This is a genomic window from Streptomyces litchfieldiae, assembly GCF_031845365.1.
GTDB lineage: Bacteria > Actinomycetota > Actinomycetes > Streptomycetales > Streptomycetaceae > Streptomyces > Streptomyces litchfieldiae.
Window position 1 is genome coordinate 258,181 of record NZ_JAVREL010000007.1, and the last position, 17,061, is coordinate 275,241.

Genomic DNA, 17,061 nt, shown 5'->3' on the forward strand with positions numbered 1-17,061 from the left:
AAAACGGGAAGTGCTATGTGTTTCCCGCGTCGCGCGCTCAATATCAGTTGTTCTTCTTGCAGAATCTGCTCGGTGACGCGCCCACTTACAACGTGGGGCTTGTCTACGAACTGCAAGGCGCTCTTGACGAATACGCGCTGCGATCCGCGCTGCTTCTGGTGATGGAACGGCACGAAGCGCTGCGCACGCACTTCGCTCTCGATGACGGAGCACTCCTGCAGGTCGTCGATCCCGACGCTCCGCTGGACTATCTGGTGACGGACGGAACGGATCGGTCCTGGATCGACGAACAGGCACGTCGGCCCTTCGACTTGGAACGCGGGCCGCTGTTCCGGGCGCGACTGCGGCGGCAGGACGACGCGAGGGCGACCCTGCTGCTGAGCATGCACCACATCATCGTGGACGGCTGGTCCGCGGGGATATTGCTGGACGAGATCGTGACGGGCTACGAGGCGCTGGCCGCCGGCCGACAGCCGGACCTGCCGGATCCGGAGTTCCATTACGCCGATTACTCCGGCTGGCAAGAGGCGTGGCTGGCGGGTCCGGAGGCCGCCCGGCAACTGGACTTCTGGCGGAGCACCCTGGGCGGCACCCTGCCCGTGCTGCGCCTGCCCTCCGACGTGGCGACGCACGCCGGACCGACGGGTTCCTCGCATCGTTTCGCCTTGCGGTCGGACGCGACGGGCGCGCTGCGGGCACTCGCCGGTGCCACCGACTCCACCATGTTCGTCGTCCTGCTCGCGGCATTCGCCCTGCTGCTGCGCGGCCGGGCCGGAAACGACGACATCATCGTCGGCACCGCTGCGGCCAACCGTGGCCGCGGCGAGTTCCACCGCACCATTGGGTTGTTCGTCAACGCGGTGGCGATCCGAAGCACGTTCCACGGCGATCCGACCTTCCGCGAGCTGGTGCGCCAAGTGCGCCGAGCCACCCTGGAGGCGGTCGACAACCAGGAAGTGCCCTTCGATCTGGTGGTGCGGGAGCTGGCCCCTGAGCGTGCTCTCGATCACGACCCCGTCTTCCAGGTGCTGTTCACGCTGAACGAGAAGCCGGGTGCGAGACATACGTCGGGCGGGGTGCGATTCGAACCGATTGAACTTCCCACGGAAACGTCCAAGTTCCAGCTCACGCTCGCCATCATCGATCAGGGTGAAACGGTCGACGCCGAATTCGAGTACCGCGCCGACCTGTTCAGTGAGCAGCGGATCGGGCAGTTCGCCGACGAGTTCTGCCGGATCGTCGAATCGGCAGCCGCCGACCCGGACCAGCCGGTCACCACGCTGGCTCGGCCGGGTGATCCGGAGGGGGACGAGCAGCCGGCGCGGCCCGGATCCGAATGGGAGGATCCAGCGCCCTATTCGGCCCCGACCAACCCGACCGAAGCCACGCTCGCGGGCATTTTCGCCAAGGTGCTCGGCCTGGAACAGGTGGGCATCGATGACAATTACTTCGAGATGGGCGGCGACTCCATCCGAAGCGTGCAGATCCTGGCACAGGTCCGGGCGGCCGGCCTCGAACTCCGGCTGACCGACCTGATCCTGCACCAGACCATCCGAGAGCTGGCTCCCCTGGTCATCGCGGCGGATGAAACACCCGAATCACCCATCGTGGAGCGTTGCGACCTGCTCAGCCCGGCGGACCGGGACCTGGTCGGTGAGGACGTCGAGGACGCCTATCCTCTCCTGACTGTCCAAGCCGGCATGCTTTACCACAGCGAAGCCACGGAAACACATCAGATCTACCACAACGTCATGCGTTATCGGCTTCGCGCCGAGTTCTCGGCGACGGCCTGGGAACAGGCGGTCAAGCAGCTTTTGACAAGGCACGAGATGCTGCGGACCAGTTTCGCCTTCGCCCCGTTCAGCGAGCCCGTACAACTCGTGCACCGTGAAGTGGCGGTGCCGATGACGTTCGAGGATCTGCGCGGGCTCGACGACGCCGACCGCCGCGCGGCGGTCGGCGGGCGCCTCCACCGGGAACGCGCGCGTCCTTTCGACCTCGACCGCGCGCCGCTGATCCGGTTCCACGTGCAGCGCCTGTCCGAGGACACCGTGCAACTGTGGATAGCGGAGCACCACGCGATCATCGATGGCTGGAGCGACGCCTCCCTGTTCGCCGAACTGCTCAACCTCTACGTGCGGGAACTGGGGCACCAACGGGAGATCCCGCCGCCACCGAAGGCACGGTTCCGCTCGATCGTCGCGGCCGAGCGGGCGGCCGTGGCCGACCCGCGACAGCGGGAGTTCTGGGTGGAGCAGTTGCGCGACGCGGCGGTGACCCGGCTGCCCCGAGCCGTGGACGACACCGCTCCCGCCGACATGCGGATGACGGAGTTCTCGCTGCCGAACGACCTCTCGACGGGCGTCCTGGAGTTGGCCAAGTCGCTGAAGGTGCCGGTACGGATCGTGCTGCTGGCCGCGCATGTGCGGGTGATGGCGTTGCTGGGCGGTCAGCCCGACGTGGTGACCGGCGCGGTGTACCACGGCCGCGGTGAGGAGAGCGACAGTGACCGGGTCATCGGGCTGTTCCTGAACATCGTGCCGTTCCGCTGCCGACCGGCCGGCGGCAGCTGGGCGGACCTCATCGCGCAAGTCGCCGCGGTGGATCTGGAGATCCAGCCGAACCGGCGGTTCCCGCTGGCGGAGATCCAGCGTGAGCAGGGTGTTGGCACGCTCCTCGAGTCGTTCTTCAACTACACGCATTTTCACGTCTCCCGATCCCAGCCGACCGGTGACGTGGAAGTGCTGGACGAGGAAGGCGTGGTGCCCACCAGTTTTCCGTTCGGTACGGAGTTCTTCCGCTCCGCCGAATCCGGCGAGATCGGTTTCGCGCTGCGGCACGACGCGACCCGGCTGAGCGCCGAGTGGGTGGAGCGCGCGCACGGGTACTACCTCAACGCGCTCACCGGCATGGTCCGCACGCCCGAGCGCGCGTACACCGCCACACTTCTGCTGTCCGCCGACGAGTCGCGTCGGCTCGCCACGTGGAACGACACGACGCGCGCCTTCCCCGAGCCGCATGTGCTGCCCGAACTGGTGCGTCGCCGGGCACTCGTCGCCGCGGATGCGCCGGCCGTTGTCTGCGAGACCACCACCTTGACCCATGGCGAACTCGACGACCGGGTCGGCCGACTGGCGCGCAGGCTGATCGATCTGGGGGTCCGGCCCGGGCAGTTCGTCGGGGTCAGTATGCGCCGCTCGGCGGAGCTGGTGGTCAGCCTGCTCGCCGTGCTCCGGGCCGGTGCCGCGTATGTGCCGCTGCCTCCGGACAACCCGCCCGACCGGCTGGCCGCGATGGTGGCGGAGGCCGGGCTGGAACTGGTACTCACCGATGCCGAGGAGGCCCCGGGTCCGCAACTCGGCGACGCGCGCACCGAGATGGTGACACTGTCGGCATGCCGGCGGCTCTCCGGCACCGTGCCGGAGGTGCCGGTGCTGCCGGACGACCCCGCGTGCCTGATCCTCACCTTCGGCTCGACCGGGCGCCCCGAGGGGGTGGTCGTCTCCCACCGGGCCCTGTGCAACCGCCTGCTGTGGGCGCAGGACGAATACCCGATGGGTGCCGACGACGCGCTGGTGCGGGCGGCGCCGTTCTCCTCCGACGTGTCGCTGTGGGAGTTCTTCCGGCCCCTGCTGGTAGGGGCGCGCCTGGTCATCTGTCGTCCGGGCGGGCATCGCGAACCGGCCTACCTGCGGGAGCTGATCCAGCGGCACGAGGTCGGCGTCGTTCACCTCGCCCCCTCGACGCTCCGGACCCTCCTGGACGAGGGCGGTCTGACGGAGTGCGCGAGCCTGCGCCGGGTCTTCTGCGGCGGTGAGACCTTGTCCCCCGACCTGCGGCGGCGGTTCCGGGCCCGGCACTCGGCCGAACTGGTCAATCTGTACGGAGCGACCGCGGCCGGGGGCGACGTGACGCACTGGCGTTGTCGGGACGACGGCCGCCGGGTGGTACCGATCGGCCGCCCCATCGCCAATGTCACGGCGCACGTGCTCGACAGCGAGCGCCAGCCGGTGCCGGCCGGCCTCCCCGGTGAGCTGTACGTTGGCGGCGCCGGAGTGGCCCGGGGCCATCACGGCGACGCACCGGACACCGGCGTCACCAGCGCCCCGTTCTTCGACCACACCGAGCACGGTCGGCTGTACCGCACCGGCGACTTGGCCCGGCACCTGACCGACGGCGAACTCGAATACCTCGGCCGGCTCGACGAACAGGTGAAGCTCCGCGGCCTCTGGGTCCGACTGGGCGAGATCGACGCGGCGCTGCGCGGCCACGAGTCCGTCCGGGACTGCGCCGCGCTCGTCCGGGACGAGGCGCTCGTCGCCTGCGTGGTGCCGGTCGCGGCGGAGCGGGGGCTGGACACGGCGGCGCTGCGCGCGTTCGCCGCGGAGCGGCTGGCCGGCCACATGGTGCCCCAGGTGTGGCTCGAGGTGCCCGAGATCCCGCTGCTGGCCGGTGGCGAGGCCGACCGCGAGGGTCTGGCCGGGCTGGTCCGGCCCGGGCAGACCGCCGGGCGTCCGTACCGGCCGGCCGGCAACGACGTGGAGCGGGAGCTGGTCGCGCTGTGGGAGGAAGCACTGGACACCAGGCCCATCGGCATCGACGACACCTTCTACGAACTCGGCGGGCAGTCGCTGGTGGCGCTCCGGCTGATCACCGCGATCCGCCGACGGTTCGACCGCCACATTCCGCTGGTCGAACTCATCAGAGGTGGCAGCGTGGCGCGGCTCGCGGCGCTCCTCGAACGCCAGGCGGAGGTGCCGGACGACGGCGCCCTGCTGGTGCCGCTGCGGGCCGAGGGCGATCGCGCGCCTCTGATCCTGATCCATCCCGGTGGCGGTGGAGTGTTCTGCTACAAGGAACTGGCCGCGCGCATCTCGCCACGCCATCCGGTTCTCGGCCTGGCCGCGGCCGGCCTGCGCACCGGTGTCGTCGGCCCGGCCAGCGTCGGCGCGCTGGCCGCCGACTACCTCAAGATCCTCCTGGCCCACCAGCCCACCGGGCCGTACCACCTGGCCGGCTGGTCCTTCGGCGGGGTTGTCGCACACGAGGTGGCGCGGCTGCTGCACGAGGGGGGAGCCTCCGTGGACCTGCTGTGCCTGGTCGACTCGGCGTATCCGGGCCAGCTCCACGTCGGCGGCGACGACGAGCTGGACGCGCTGCTGCGGGCCGAACTGGCCGCCCCCGCCGGGCCGGAGCCGGAGGACCGGGAGGCACTGCTCGGAGTGCTGCGTCACCACATGACCGCTCACGCCCGGCATCGCCCCACGGTGTACCCCGGCAACGCGGTCTTCGTCCAGGGCGACGAGACCCATGTACGGGGCAACGCCGATCTGTGGCGGCCGTTGATCGGCGGTGAGTTCACCGTGCGCCGGACCTCGGTCCCCCACTACGACCTGATGCGTCCACCACACGTGGCAGCGGTGGCCGGGGTCATCAACGGTGTGCTCGGCGGGACGGGCCAGGTGGCCGCGCGGTGACCAATGTGACAAGGGGCCGCCACGATGTCGGCCCCGGCCCGGTCACGACCGGGCACAGGACCGGTTACGGGCGGGCCTCCGGCACGTTCGGTGAGCTGCTGCAGGGTGTGCTGCCCGACGACGGCCGCGATTTCCTGGTCACCCTGCCGATCAGCGAGTTCTCCGCCGCGAGGTTCACGCCCACCGGCGCGGGCGAGCCCCTGACCGTCATTCCGGCCGCCAAGGAGAAGACGCGCCGGCTCTTGCTCACCATGACGGCCGCCTGCGGCTACCGCGGAGGTGGCGTGCTCGAACTGACCAGCGGGCTGGCCGAGGGCAAGGGGCTGGCCAGCTCCTCCGCCGATCTGGTGGCCGCCGCACGGGCGGTCGCCGACGCGCTCGGGCTGCCGCTGGAGGCGACGGCGATCGAGGCGCTGCTGCGTCAGATCGAACCGTCCGACGGGGTGATGTACGACGGAATCGTCTCCTACTACCACCGGGAGTCCCGGTTGCGGGAGAGACTCGGCTGCCTGCCCCGGCTGACCATCGTGGCCGTGGACGAGGGCGGCCAGGTCGACACCGTGCGGTACAACCGGAGCCTCCGCCCGCGCACCGACCGGGAGAAGCAGGAGTACGCCGAACTGCTGGCCACCCTCACGACGGCGGTGCGCGCCCACGATCTGGCCACCGTGGGCATGGTGGCCACGCGCAGCGCCGTGCTGAGTACGAAGGTGCGCCCACGGCCGTATCTGAGCCCTCTGGTGCGGATCGGCAGAGAGGCCGACGCCCTGGGCCTGGCGCTGGCGCACAGCGGAACCGTGCTGGGCGTGCTGATCGCCGAGCACGATCCGGAACACGACGCCAAACTCCGGCAGTTGACCACGGCCTGTCGGCTGCTCGGGGGCGCCGTGTCCGTCTACACCTCGTCGTGCCTCCGCGACGAGTGCCGCCCGGAGGAGAGCGACGCGTGCTGACTCCGAGCGTTCTCGAACTGACCGTGCCGGCGCGGTACAACGGGCCGGCGGGCTCCGCTCACGGCGGTTACACATGCGGTCGGCTCGCGGCGCTGGCCGTGCCCGGCCCGGCCGCCGCCGTCACTCTCCTGAAGCCACCGCCGCTGGCGACGCCGATGCGGCTGCGGCCCGGCGCCCACCGGTCCGCGCTGTGGTGCGGCGACGAGCTGATCGCCACCGCGACGCCGACCGACGCCAGGATCCAGGCGCCGGCCCCCGTGTTGGTGGCGGAGGCGACGGCGGCCGAGAACGGTTTCCTCGGGCGCACGGGGCATCCGTTCCCCACGTGCTTCGCCTGCGGGCACGCCCGCACCGACGGCATCGGTCTGCGGCTGGCACCCGGCCCGGTGGCCGGCCGGCCGCACACCACCGCCTGTGTATGGCGGCCCGCGGACACCGCCGCCGAGACCGTGTGGAGCGCGCTCGACTGCGCCGGCGGCTGGACCGCCGACCCGCGGCGGCGACCCGCGGTGCTGACCAAGATGACCGCCCGGCTGCTGCGCCCGCCGCGGGTCGGCGCGCCCCACGTTCTCGTCGGGTGGCGCAAGGACGATCACGGCCGGACCGCCACCAACGTGACGGCCTGCTACGACGCGGACGGCGAACTGCTGGCCGTCGCCTCCGCAGTGTGGACGAAGAGGGCCGGGTGAAGGGGTGATAGGAGTGAGTCCGAATCTCGACGAAGAGTCACTGCCGGCGTTGTTCACCCGGCAGGCGGCGGCCACCCCGGGGCGCGTCGCGGTGCGCTGCCGTGGCGAAGAGCTGAGCTATGCCGAGCTGGACGAGCGGTCGGCCCGGCTCGCGGCCCTGTTGCGCGAACTCGGCGTCACCGCCGAGGAGCCGGTCGGCGTGCTGATGGACCGGTCGATGCCGCTCGTGGTGTCCCTGCTCGCGGTGCTGCGGGCCGGTGGCTGCTATCTGGCTCTCGATCCGGACTGGCCACCCGCGCGCTCGTCGCGGCTGCTGACCGACGCGGGCGCGAAGGTGGTGCTCACCCAGCGGCCCCTCGCGGACCGGCTCGCCACCGGACACACCACGCTGGCGCTGGACGATCCGGCACTCACGCTGCCGCCGCCCGGTCCCGACGCACCGCTCGGCCCGGACGCCCTGGCCTACATCGCTTACACGTCCGGCTCGACCGGCACGCCCAAGGGCGTGTGCGTGCCGCACCGCGCGGTGGTGCGGCTGGTGCGGGACGCCGACTTCCTGCGGTTGTCCGCCGACGACGTGTTCCTGCAGTACGCCCCGGTCGCCTTCGACGCCTCGACCCTGGAATTGTGGGCACCGCTGCTCAACGGGGCACAACTGTGCGTTCCCCCGCCAGGTGCCCTGACGCCGGCCGAACTGGCCGAGGTGGTGCGAGCCGAAGCCGTCTCCGTGCTGTGGCTGACCGCGGGTCTGTTCCACCAGGTGGTGGACGCCGCCCTCGACGCGCTGACCGGGTTGCGCTACCTCATCGCCGGCGGCGACGTGCTCTCCCCGTCCCATGTCGGCCGGGCGGTGACCGGCCTGCCCGGCACCACGGTGATCAACGGCTATGGACCGACCGAGAACACCACGTTCACGTGCTGCCACCCCATGACCTCGGTGCCGGCCACGCCGACGGTGCCGATAGGCCGTCCGATCCGGGGCACGGAAGTGCGCCTGCTGGACGCCGAGATGGTTCCGGTGCCGGAAGGGGAGACCGGCGAGTTGTACGCGAGTGGCCTCGGCCTGGCCCGGGGCTACCTCGGCCGGCCCGTGGCCACCGCGGACGCGTTCCTGCCCGATCCGTTCGGCCCTCCGGGCTCCCGGATGTACCGCACCGGCGACCTGGCCCGCCGCCTGCCCGGTGGAGACCTGGTGTTCGTCGGCAGGGCGGACAGACAGGTGAAGGTGCGCGGGTTCCGCGTCGAACCGGCCGAGGTGGAAGCCGCGGTGCTGCGCCGCCCCGGCGTCGCCGAAGCCGCGGTGGTGGCGCAGCCCGACACACGCGGCGGCCAGCGGCTGGTGGCCTTCTACACCAGCGACTTCGCCGTCTCCGCCGCCGCGCTGCGCCGCGGCCTCGCCGGCGAACTGCCCGGCCACCTGGTGCCGTCCCTGTTCACCAGGCTGGAGGCGATGCCGTTGACCGGCAGTGGGAAGGTCGACCGCGCCGCGCTGGCCGCGCGCCCGGTACGGCGCCGCCCCGAACTGGACACCGAGTTCCGGCGGCCGGCCGGGCTCGTGGAGACCTGGCTGGCCCGGATGTGGGGCGACGTGCTGGAGATCGACCCGGTGGGCGTCGACGACGACTTCTTCGAACTCGGCGGGCACTCGCTGCTGGCCTCGCAGATCACGACCGAGATCGGCACCGAGCTCGGCATCCCGCTGCGGGCGCGGACCTTCTACGAAAACCCGACCATCGCCGAACTCGCCCTGCATCTCGACGAGATACGGAAGGGGGGAGCCCGGTGAGGATCAGCGTCCCACGCGGAGAGCCGGACATCGATCTCGGTTCCGTGGACCTCTTCGACCCGGAAACCTATGTCAGCGGTGATCCGCACGCCGTGTGGCACGTGCTGCGCCGGCGCGCGCCGGTACACCGGCAGACGCTCCCCGACGGGCGCTCCTTCGCGTCCGTGACACGGCACGCCGACGTGAGCGCAGTGCTGCGCGACCACACCCGGTTCACCTCGCGCAACGGCACTCTGCTGTCCATTCTCGGCTCGCCGGATCCGGCCGTGGACAAAATGATGGCCGCCAGCGACCCGCCGGTGCACTCGCGGATGCGGGTGCCGATGTCCAAGGCGCTCTCCCATACCGCCCTGCTCGCCCAGGAGCCCGGCATCCGCCGCGTGGCGCACCGGCTGCTGGCGCCGCTGCTGGACGGCGAGCCGTGGGACCTGGCCGTGGCCGGCGCCGATTTCCCGATGGCGTTCACGGGCGCGCTGATGGGCCTTCCCGAAGCGGACTGGCCGCGGCTGACCCGGCTGACCACCATGGCGATCGCCCCGGAGGACCCCGCGTACCACGATGAAGCGGGTGATGGCACGCTGGCAGCCGCCCATCACGAGCTGTTCGAGTACTTCGCCGAGCAGTGCCTGGTTCCCGCGCAGCGCGACGACCTCATCGGGTTCCTGCGGCAGATGAAGATCGACGGGCGCCCGCTACGGCTGGACGAACTCGTCTACAACTGCTACAGCCTGCTGCTGGGTGCCAACGTGACCACGCCGCACGCGATCGCCGCCACGGTGCAGGCGTTCATCGAACACCCCGACCAGTACCGCCGGCTGACGGATGGAGCGGACACCGCGACCGCGGTGGAGGAGGGGCTGCGATGGGCCTCCCCGGCCAACCACTTCATGCGTTACGCCGTGGCCGACACGGAACTGAGCGGAGTGCCGATCCGGGCCGGCGAGGCGGTGGTCGCGTGGTTGGGCTCAGCCAACCGGGACGAGCGGGTGTTCGATGATCCCTACCGGTTCGATGTGGGCCGCACCCCCAACCGGCACGTCGCGTTCGGGTTCGGGCCCCACTACTGCATCGGCGCACCGCTGGCCAGGATCGCGCTGCGTCTGCTGTTCGGCGAAATCGTCAGGCTGGTCGAGGAATTCCGGCCCGCCGGAACGGTCGTCCATCTGAAGTCGAACTTCGTGGCGGGCATTCGCCACCTGCCCGTCACCGCGCGGCTGCGCCCGGGCGCCGCGCCCCTGTTGGCCGAGGCGGTCGCGACCGCCGGCTCGCTGTCCGAGTAGACGTCGGCGGAAGGAGAATCCGAGGTGACCACGTCTCCACCGGCCAGGCGCCACGGCAAGTGGCTGTTGCGCCGGCCCAGAAGTGAGTCCGCGGCACGGCTGCTGTGTTTCCCGTATTCGGGGATGGGCGCGTCGATGTACAGCCGGTGGCCGTCGTTCGCCGGTGACGTCGAGATCTGCCCGGTACAGCTTCCCGCCCGGGAGAATCGGATCGGGGAGCCGCATTACGGCAGCTACGAGCGACTCGCCGAGCTCGCGGCCGAAGCGCTCCTGCCCCACCTGGACCGGCCGTTCGCCTTCTTCGGCCACTGCGGCGGCGCGCTCGCGGCGTTCGCCACCGCGCTGCGGCTGCACGAGATCGGCGGCCCCACGCCCGCCTGTCTGCTGATCTCCTCCCAGGTCGCGCCCCACGACGGTCCCTTCGGGCGGTTCCTGGGCATGAGCGACGGCGAGCTTCGTCATGAACTGACCACGCTGACGAGGGAGCTGGGAGGCCGGCCGGACCCGGACGTCATCGAGCTGGGGCTCGGTGTCCTGCGGGCCGATCTCGCCGCCAACCAGCGGTACCACCTGGCCGAACCTGTGATGCTGCGCTGCGCGTTGCACGCGATCGGCTGGAGCGACGACGTGGAGATCCGCCCCGAACAGATGGGCGGCTGGCGCCAGTACGCGCCCGAGGGCCGCTTCTCGGCCACCGTACTGAACGGCAGGCACCACACCTTCCTGAGCGCCCCCGATCACCTGCTCGCCGAGTTCGAGCAGGTGATGGACAAGTCGCTTTCCGCTGCTCGGTCCAGGGAGAACCATGATGGATAGGCGTCCCGATGACTACGCGCTGTCGTGCTACATCAGCCCTCCGGGCGTGCGCTCCGTCCTGCACAGCCGACACGATCAGAACATCTCCCTGTGGCGCCGGAGGGGGGACTCCGTGGAGCTGGTCCGGATGTGGGAGCTGGAGCGGCTGAGTGGGCAGAAGCACCACCACTGGCCGCTGTACTCGGTCGAGCGGGCCCGGGCGCTGCTCGACGGACTGCTCGCCGAGGAGGGGCTGACCCTGGCCGACGTGAGCACCGTGTGGGGCACCCCGGGGCTGCCGGCCGCCGCCGAACTCCCCATTCCGGCCGGGGCCGAGGAGTTCCCGGTGCACACGCTCGGCCACCTGTTCGGTGGGCTGCTGATGGACAGCCGGATCTTCAAGGAGGCGACCATCATCGGCATGGCGATCGACACCGGTCCGGACTTCGTCCAGGAGCGGGTCACCCACCGCTACTCCTACGCGGGATGCGTGTCCCGGCAGGGCCGCCTCACCTTCGCGCCGGTCGAGTCACCCGCACCGCTCTACGCCGCGGCCGAGATGCTCTTCGAGAAGGAGCCGGGCACGCTGATGGCGCTGGCCAGCGCCTGCCGGACCCAGATCGACTTCGATTCGCAGGCCGTGCTCAAGCTCAACCTCTACGGCGGACGAGTGCACCCGGTCTCGCTCTCACTGCCGTTCGTCCAGGACATCGTCGAAGAGGCCCGGGAGCAACTCGCCGGGCGGGCCCTGGAACCGGAGTTCACGCCCGACGAGCATCTGCAGAGCGCGGTGATGTCCGTGGTGCAGGAGTGCTGTGAACTGGTCGCCAGGCGCAATGTGGAGCGCCTCTGCGAGCTGGCCGACGTTCGCCCCGCGGACTGCTACCTCTCCACCAGCGGTGGATTCGCCCTGAACTGCCCCACCAACTCGGCCCTGATGAACCACTTCGGCTTCCGGGGGCTGCTCACCCCTCCCTGCGCCAACGACTCCGGCCAGTCCTACGGGTTGGGACTCCTCGGTCTCCATGGCACCGGCGCCTTCGACCGGGCCGACCACCGACTCGAGTCCGCCTACTACGGAGCGGAACTGCCGGACACCGACACCGCGTTGGCCGAGTTCGCGCCATGGATCGAGAACGTCCGTGAGTTCTCCCCGGAACAGTTCGTGGCCGACATCGCCCAAGGACCGCTGGCCTGGGTGGACGGCGCCGCGGAGATCGGCCCGCGCGCCCTGTGCCACCGCAGCCTGCTGGGCGATCCGCGGTCCGAGGAGACCAAGCGGCTGCTCAACGAGTACAAGCGGCGTCAGTGGTGGCGGCCCGTCGCGCCAGTGGTCATCGAGGAGCTCGCCGGCGAGTGGTTCGACCAGGACCGTCCCTCGCCCTTCATGCTGGAGACCGCGCTGGTGCGGCCCGAGGTGCGCGGCCGGGTGCCGGCCATCCTGCACCTGGACAACTCGGCCCGGCACCAGACGATCACCGAGCGGGTCAACCCGTTGCTGTACCGCGCGCTGCGGGCCTTCCACGCCGAGACGGGCGTGCCCATCCTGTGCAACACCTCGTTGAACGACCGCGGCGAACCGATCGTGGGCACGGTGGCCGAGGCGCTGACGTTCTGCCTGCGCAGAGGCATACCGTTCGCCTATGTACAGGGGCGCCGGGTCAGTTTGCGAAGCGAGCCCGTGCCCGCCGTGGAGCGCCCAACCCGGCCGCGCCCACGACGCGTTGACTACTTCGCCGGCCAGGAGGCCGAGAGGGACGCCATCTGGCGTCGATGGGTGAGGGCCGGCCTGACCGAGCGGGCGATGTTCCTGCTGCCCCAGATGCCCGAGCTGTGGGCCGACCCCGAGGACTGCCCCGTGGAGGACCTCAACGCGCTGGCCGACCACGTGCACGCCACCGATCCCGCCTTCGACCACTGGGTCCGCGAGTTCCGCCTCCAGCAGGGGCCCGGCTCGTCCTTCGCCGAGGGGGCCTGAGAGATGCCGGGCGCGTATCCGGTGCGGGAGAGCCCGGCCGGGAATGAGGAGCCGATGTCCGCCGAGTCCCCCGCGAGCAGCCTGCACGGCCTCTTCGAGGAGCGGGCCGAGGTCTGTGCGGACTCGGTCGCCGTGCTGGCCGGCGATGGCCGGCACCTGACCTACCGCCAACTCGACATGAACGCCAACCGACTCGCTCACCGGCTCCGGAACCTCGGAGTGGACGTCGACCATGTCGTGGGCGTCCGCGTGGACCGCTCGATCGACCTGGCCGTTTCCCTGCTCGCCGTCCTGAAGGCCGGGGCCGCCTATCTGCCGCTCGACCCCGAGGCCCCCGCCGCCCGGCTGGAGCAGATGCTCCGCGACTCCGGGGCGCGAGTCTGTCTCACCCTCGGCCGGCCGCCGGCCGAACTCCCCGGCGGCGTGCGGGGCCTGCGCGCGGATGACCCGGCCGAGGTGGCGCGCTGCTCGCCCGAGCGACCCCAGGTGTCCGTCTCGCCGGACAACCTGGTGTCGGTGTACTACACCTCCGGCTCGACCGGTGTCCCGAAGGGAGTCGCGAGCACCCATCGCGGCTGGGTGAACCGGATGGTCTGCATGCAGCGCCAGCACGGCCTGCGGCCGGGCGAGACGGTCGTCCACAAGACCACCCTGACCTTCGACGACGCGGGCCTGGAGCTCTTCTGGCCGCTGGCAGTGGGCGGCCGGGTCGCCATTCTGGAGCCCGGGCTGCACCGGGACCCCCGGGCGATCGTCGACGCGGTGGCCCGCCACCGGGCGGTGTATCTCCAGGTCGTGCCGAGCATGCTGAATCTGGTGCTGGACACCGTGACACCCCAGGACAAGCGACTGCTGCGCTCCCTGCGCAACACCACGTCCAGCGGTGAGGCGCTCAAGCCGGCCACGGTCGAGCGGTTCAGAGCCGTCATGCCCGGTGCGCTGCACAACACCTGGGGTGCGACGGAGGTCTCGATCGACTCCACCCATCACACCTGTGTGGCCGAGGACACCGCCGCCTCCGGCGCCGTCTGCGTCGGCCGGGCCATGGCCGACAACCAGGTGCACGTCCTGGACGAGAACCTCGACAGCGTGCCGGAGGGACAGATCGGCGATCTCTATCTGGGTGGTTCGGGGCTGGCACGAGGATATGTGAACAACCCGGCGGCCACTGCCGCGGCGTTCCTGCCGAGCCCGTTCGCCGCGGGGGAGCGGCTCTACGCCACCGGTGACCGGGGATACCTTCGCCCCGACGGCGCCGTCATGTTCGTCGGCAGACAAGATCACCAAGTGAAGATCCGCGGCATGCGGGTGGAACTCGGCGAGATCGAGACCGTGCTCCTGCGTCACCCCCAGGTGAGCGAGGCGGTCGCCGTCCTGCACCGCTCCGAGGCGGGCCTGGAGCGCCTGGTGGCCTTCGTCTGCCCGAAGACGCCGGCCGACCCGCCCGAACCGGGCGATGTCCAGGCCCACATGGCGGAGCGGCTGCCCGATCACATGAGGCCGTCCGTGGTGCTGGTTCGGGACAGCCTTCCCCTGAACACGAACGGGAAGGTGGACCGCGGTCGGCTGATCCCGTCCGAGGAGGAGATCCGCGACCACGTCGCGGCGGGCCGCGTGCCCTGCGAGGGGCCGGTCGAGGAGGCGCTGGCCGAGATCTGGTGCGAGCTTCTCGAACTGCCCAAGGTGGGCGCCCTGGACGACTTCTTCCGCCTGGGCGCGCACTCGCTGCTCGCCACCCGGCTGAAGCGTCATGTGTCCGAGCGGTTCGGGGTGGAGCTTCCCCTGCACACCGTCTTCGAACGGCCCGTGCTGCGTTCGCTGGCCGCCGAGATCGAGAAGACGCTCGTGACGCAGCTCGACAGCCTGCCCTCCGACAGCCTGCGGCGCCTCCTGGAGGACAACGACTGACCCGGCGGACCGCGGCCCGGATGCCACTGCTGAGGAGAGACGGAGGAGTACTCGATGTCTGAGCGAAACGAAGAGGACACCCGCGAGTACCGCGTGGTCGTCAACGACGAGGAGCAGTACTCGCTGTGGGAGCGGGACAAGCCCTTGCCGGCCGGCTGGTACGAGCGCGGGGTGACGGGAAGCCGAAGCGAGTGCCTGGCGCATATCGCCGAGGTCTGGACCGACATGAGGCCGCTCAGCCTGCGTCGGCGGATGGCGCAGTCCGCCGGCGGCACCGAGGAGCGGGGCGGCGCGCGATGAGCGACCTGGTGCGGCGTCTGGCCGACGCGGACAGCGAGGTGGACCTGGGCGATCGGACCGGCCCGCTCACCGACCTGCGGCGACGGATCGAGGATCTCCGGTACCTGACGATCAGATTCACCGGAACGCGCGGTGGAACGGTCCTCGGCGTCGCCCTGGACCCGGCCGCCACTCGCCTCGCGGACGCCGACTTCGCCCGGGCCACCGGGACGGTGCACATCGAGGGAGACCTGCTGCTCGACCACGTTCCGGTGCGCTGCGTCGCGGACATCGACCTGGCGTCGCGGCGAGGCGTGGGACGGCTGTCGGTCACCGGGACGGGACACGAGGAGAGGTGAGCCCGGGTGGCGGACGTTCCCCAGCAGCCTGAGAAGCCGCTCAGCGGCCGGATCCGGGGCGGCCCCAGCAGACAGCTGCACGACGAGGTACTCGCACCGCAGTTCCGCTTCGAGGTGCGGCACCTGCTCCCGTGGTACGTCGCCGCCGAGAAGGTCCTGGCACTCGAGTACGGGCGCATGGGCCTGATGTCGGGCGATCAGGTCCTGGAGGTCTTCCGGGCGCTCGACGCCGCCCGGGAAAGCTTCCCCGAGGCCGACCCCGACGAGAACATGTCCGACCTCGCCTTCGCGCTGGAGCGGAAGGTGACGGAGTCGCTCGCCGAACCGATTCCCGTCTGGCACGTCGATCGGAGCAGGAACGATCTGCAGTCCTGCGCCCAGGCCATGTTCCTGCGCACCGAGGTACTGGAAACGGCGGCGGTCGTCCTCGACCTGGCCGGGGCGTCCATCGGGCTGGCGGACGAGCACCGGCACGTGCCGATGCCCGGGTACACCCACTACCAGGCGGCTCAGATCATCACGCCCGGCTACTACTTCGCCGCCGTGTCCGAGCAGGTGCTGCACAGCCTGCGGCGCATGCTCGGCACATACGACGGAATGGACACCTGTCCGCTGGGCTCCGGTGCGATGGCCGGACAGGAACTGGCCTGGGACCGGGAGCGGATGGCCCGTCTGCTGGGCTTCCGCGCCGCCCAGCCGCACGCGCTGACCGGTGTCGCGTCCCGGCGGTCGGCGCAGGAGGTCACCGCCGAGCTCTCGCTTTTCGGAGCCGCCGTCAGCCGGTTCACCACGGATCTGCTCACCTGGAGTTCGGGCGCGTACGGCTTCGTCGAGCTGCCCGACGAGTTGTCCGGCATCTCCTCGGCGATGCCGCAGAAGAAGAACTACCCCATTCTGGAGCGCGTTCGGGGAAAGTCGGCGCACCTGAGTTCCATCCACATCGACACGCTTCTCGGCCAGCGGAACACGCCGTACACCAATCTTGTCGAGGTCTCCAAGGAGGCCGGCTCCCATCTGCTGGACGCCCTGACATCGGCCCGGACGATGGTCCGGCTGCTGTGCACCGTGCTGGAGCACCTGGTGCTGCGCCCCGAGCGCATGCTCGCGGCGTGCGAGCGGGAGTATCTGGGGGGCTTCGCTCTGGCCAACAGGCTGACTCTGGATGAGGGGGTGCCCTGGCGGAGCGCCCAGGTGCTGGCCGGTCGCTACATCGTGGCGGCCCTGGACAGCGGCCGCGAGCCCCCGGACATCGACGCGGGCCTCCTCCGCACGGCGGCGGCGGAGTTGGGGCACCGGCTTGCCGAGCCGGAACGGGCGCTTCGCCGCGCCTGCGATGTCCCGGGAGGGGTGCGCGAGCACCGGACAGCCGGCTCGGTCCACCCCGACGCGGTCGCCGAGCTGGTGGCGGCACAGCGCGCGGAGCACCGGCGGCTGGCCGCCGAATGGAACGCGCGGAGCGCGGTGGCGACGGCCGTGCCCGCGGAGCTCGACCGGATCGCCGCCGTGTGGGCGGCGGACGCGGATGGCACGGGCAGGGGTGCCCGGTGACGCCGACCA

At 70.8% G+C, this 17,061-nt stretch carries 11 protein-coding genes; all 11 read left to right on the top strand.

The window, feature by feature from the left end:
- The first annotated feature begins 17 nt into the window (after window positions 1-17).
- The 11 genes from RM590_RS15050 to RM590_RS15100 are packed head-to-tail and all read left to right on the top strand — an operon-like array spanning window position 18 to window position 17,052.
- Entirely contained in the window at window positions 18-5,477 is a 5,460-nt protein-coding gene (locus tag RM590_RS15050) for a non-ribosomal peptide synthetase (protein WP_311705044.1), read from the top strand.
- A complete protein-coding gene (locus RM590_RS15055) occupies window positions 5,474-6,430 on the top strand; it encodes a GHMP family kinase ATP-binding protein (protein ID WP_311705045.1) in 957 nt (318 codons plus the stop codon). The genes RM590_RS15050 and RM590_RS15055 overlap by 4 nt, the downstream gene beginning before the upstream one ends.
- Window positions 6,424-7,119, top strand: coding sequence for a hypothetical protein (locus RM590_RS15060; protein WP_311705046.1), 696 nt, complete (start codon window positions 6,424-6,426; stop codon window positions 7,117-7,119). Before RM590_RS15055 ends, RM590_RS15060 begins: the two co-directional genes overlap by 7 nt.
- 13 nt (window positions 7,120-7,132) lie before the next feature.
- Window positions 7,133-8,905, top strand: a complete 1,773-nt coding sequence (locus tag RM590_RS15065; RefSeq protein WP_311705047.1) for a non-ribosomal peptide synthetase — start codon at window positions 7,133-7,135, stop codon at window positions 8,903-8,905.
- The gene (locus RM590_RS15070) at window positions 8,902-10,185 is read left to right on the top strand and encodes a cytochrome P450 (protein ID WP_311705048.1); all 1,284 of its coding nucleotides are present in this window, start codon (window positions 8,902-8,904) and stop codon (window positions 10,183-10,185) included. Before RM590_RS15065 ends, RM590_RS15070 begins: the two co-directional genes overlap by 4 nt.
- A gap of 24 nt (window positions 10,186-10,209) precedes the next feature.
- Complete coding sequence (locus RM590_RS15075) at window positions 10,210-11,001, top strand: thioesterase II family protein (RefSeq protein ID WP_311705049.1); 792 nt, start codon at window positions 10,210-10,212, stop codon at window positions 10,999-11,001.
- The gene (locus tag RM590_RS15080; protein ID WP_311705050.1) at window positions 10,991-12,958 is read left to right on the top strand and encodes a carbamoyltransferase C-terminal domain-containing protein; all 1,968 of its coding nucleotides are present in this window, start codon (window positions 10,991-10,993) and stop codon (window positions 12,956-12,958) included. Before RM590_RS15075 ends, RM590_RS15080 begins: the two co-directional genes overlap by 11 nt.
- Window positions 12,959-13,012: 54 nt before the next feature.
- Window positions 13,013-14,866 carry a non-ribosomal peptide synthetase gene (locus RM590_RS15085; RefSeq protein ID WP_311705051.1) on the top strand — a complete coding sequence of 618 codons (1,854 nt, stop codon included), beginning with the start codon at window positions 13,013-13,015 and terminating at the stop codon, window positions 14,864-14,866.
- A gap of 54 nt (window positions 14,867-14,920) precedes the next feature.
- A complete protein-coding gene (locus RM590_RS15090) occupies window positions 14,921-15,166 on the top strand; it encodes an MbtH family protein (protein WP_311705052.1) in 246 nt (81 codons plus the stop codon).
- Window positions 15,163-15,504 (top strand): hypothetical protein, encoded by a 342-nt coding sequence (locus tag RM590_RS15095; RefSeq protein ID WP_311705053.1) that lies wholly within the window; start codon window positions 15,163-15,165, stop codon window positions 15,502-15,504. The genes RM590_RS15090 and RM590_RS15095 overlap by 4 nt, the downstream gene beginning before the upstream one ends.
- A 6-nt stretch (window positions 15,505-15,510) precedes the next feature.
- Window positions 15,511-17,052 (top strand): argininosuccinate lyase, encoded by a 1,542-nt coding sequence (locus RM590_RS15100; protein WP_311705054.1) that lies wholly within the window; start codon window positions 15,511-15,513, stop codon window positions 17,050-17,052.
- The last annotated feature ends 9 nt before the right edge of the window (window positions 17,053-17,061 follow it).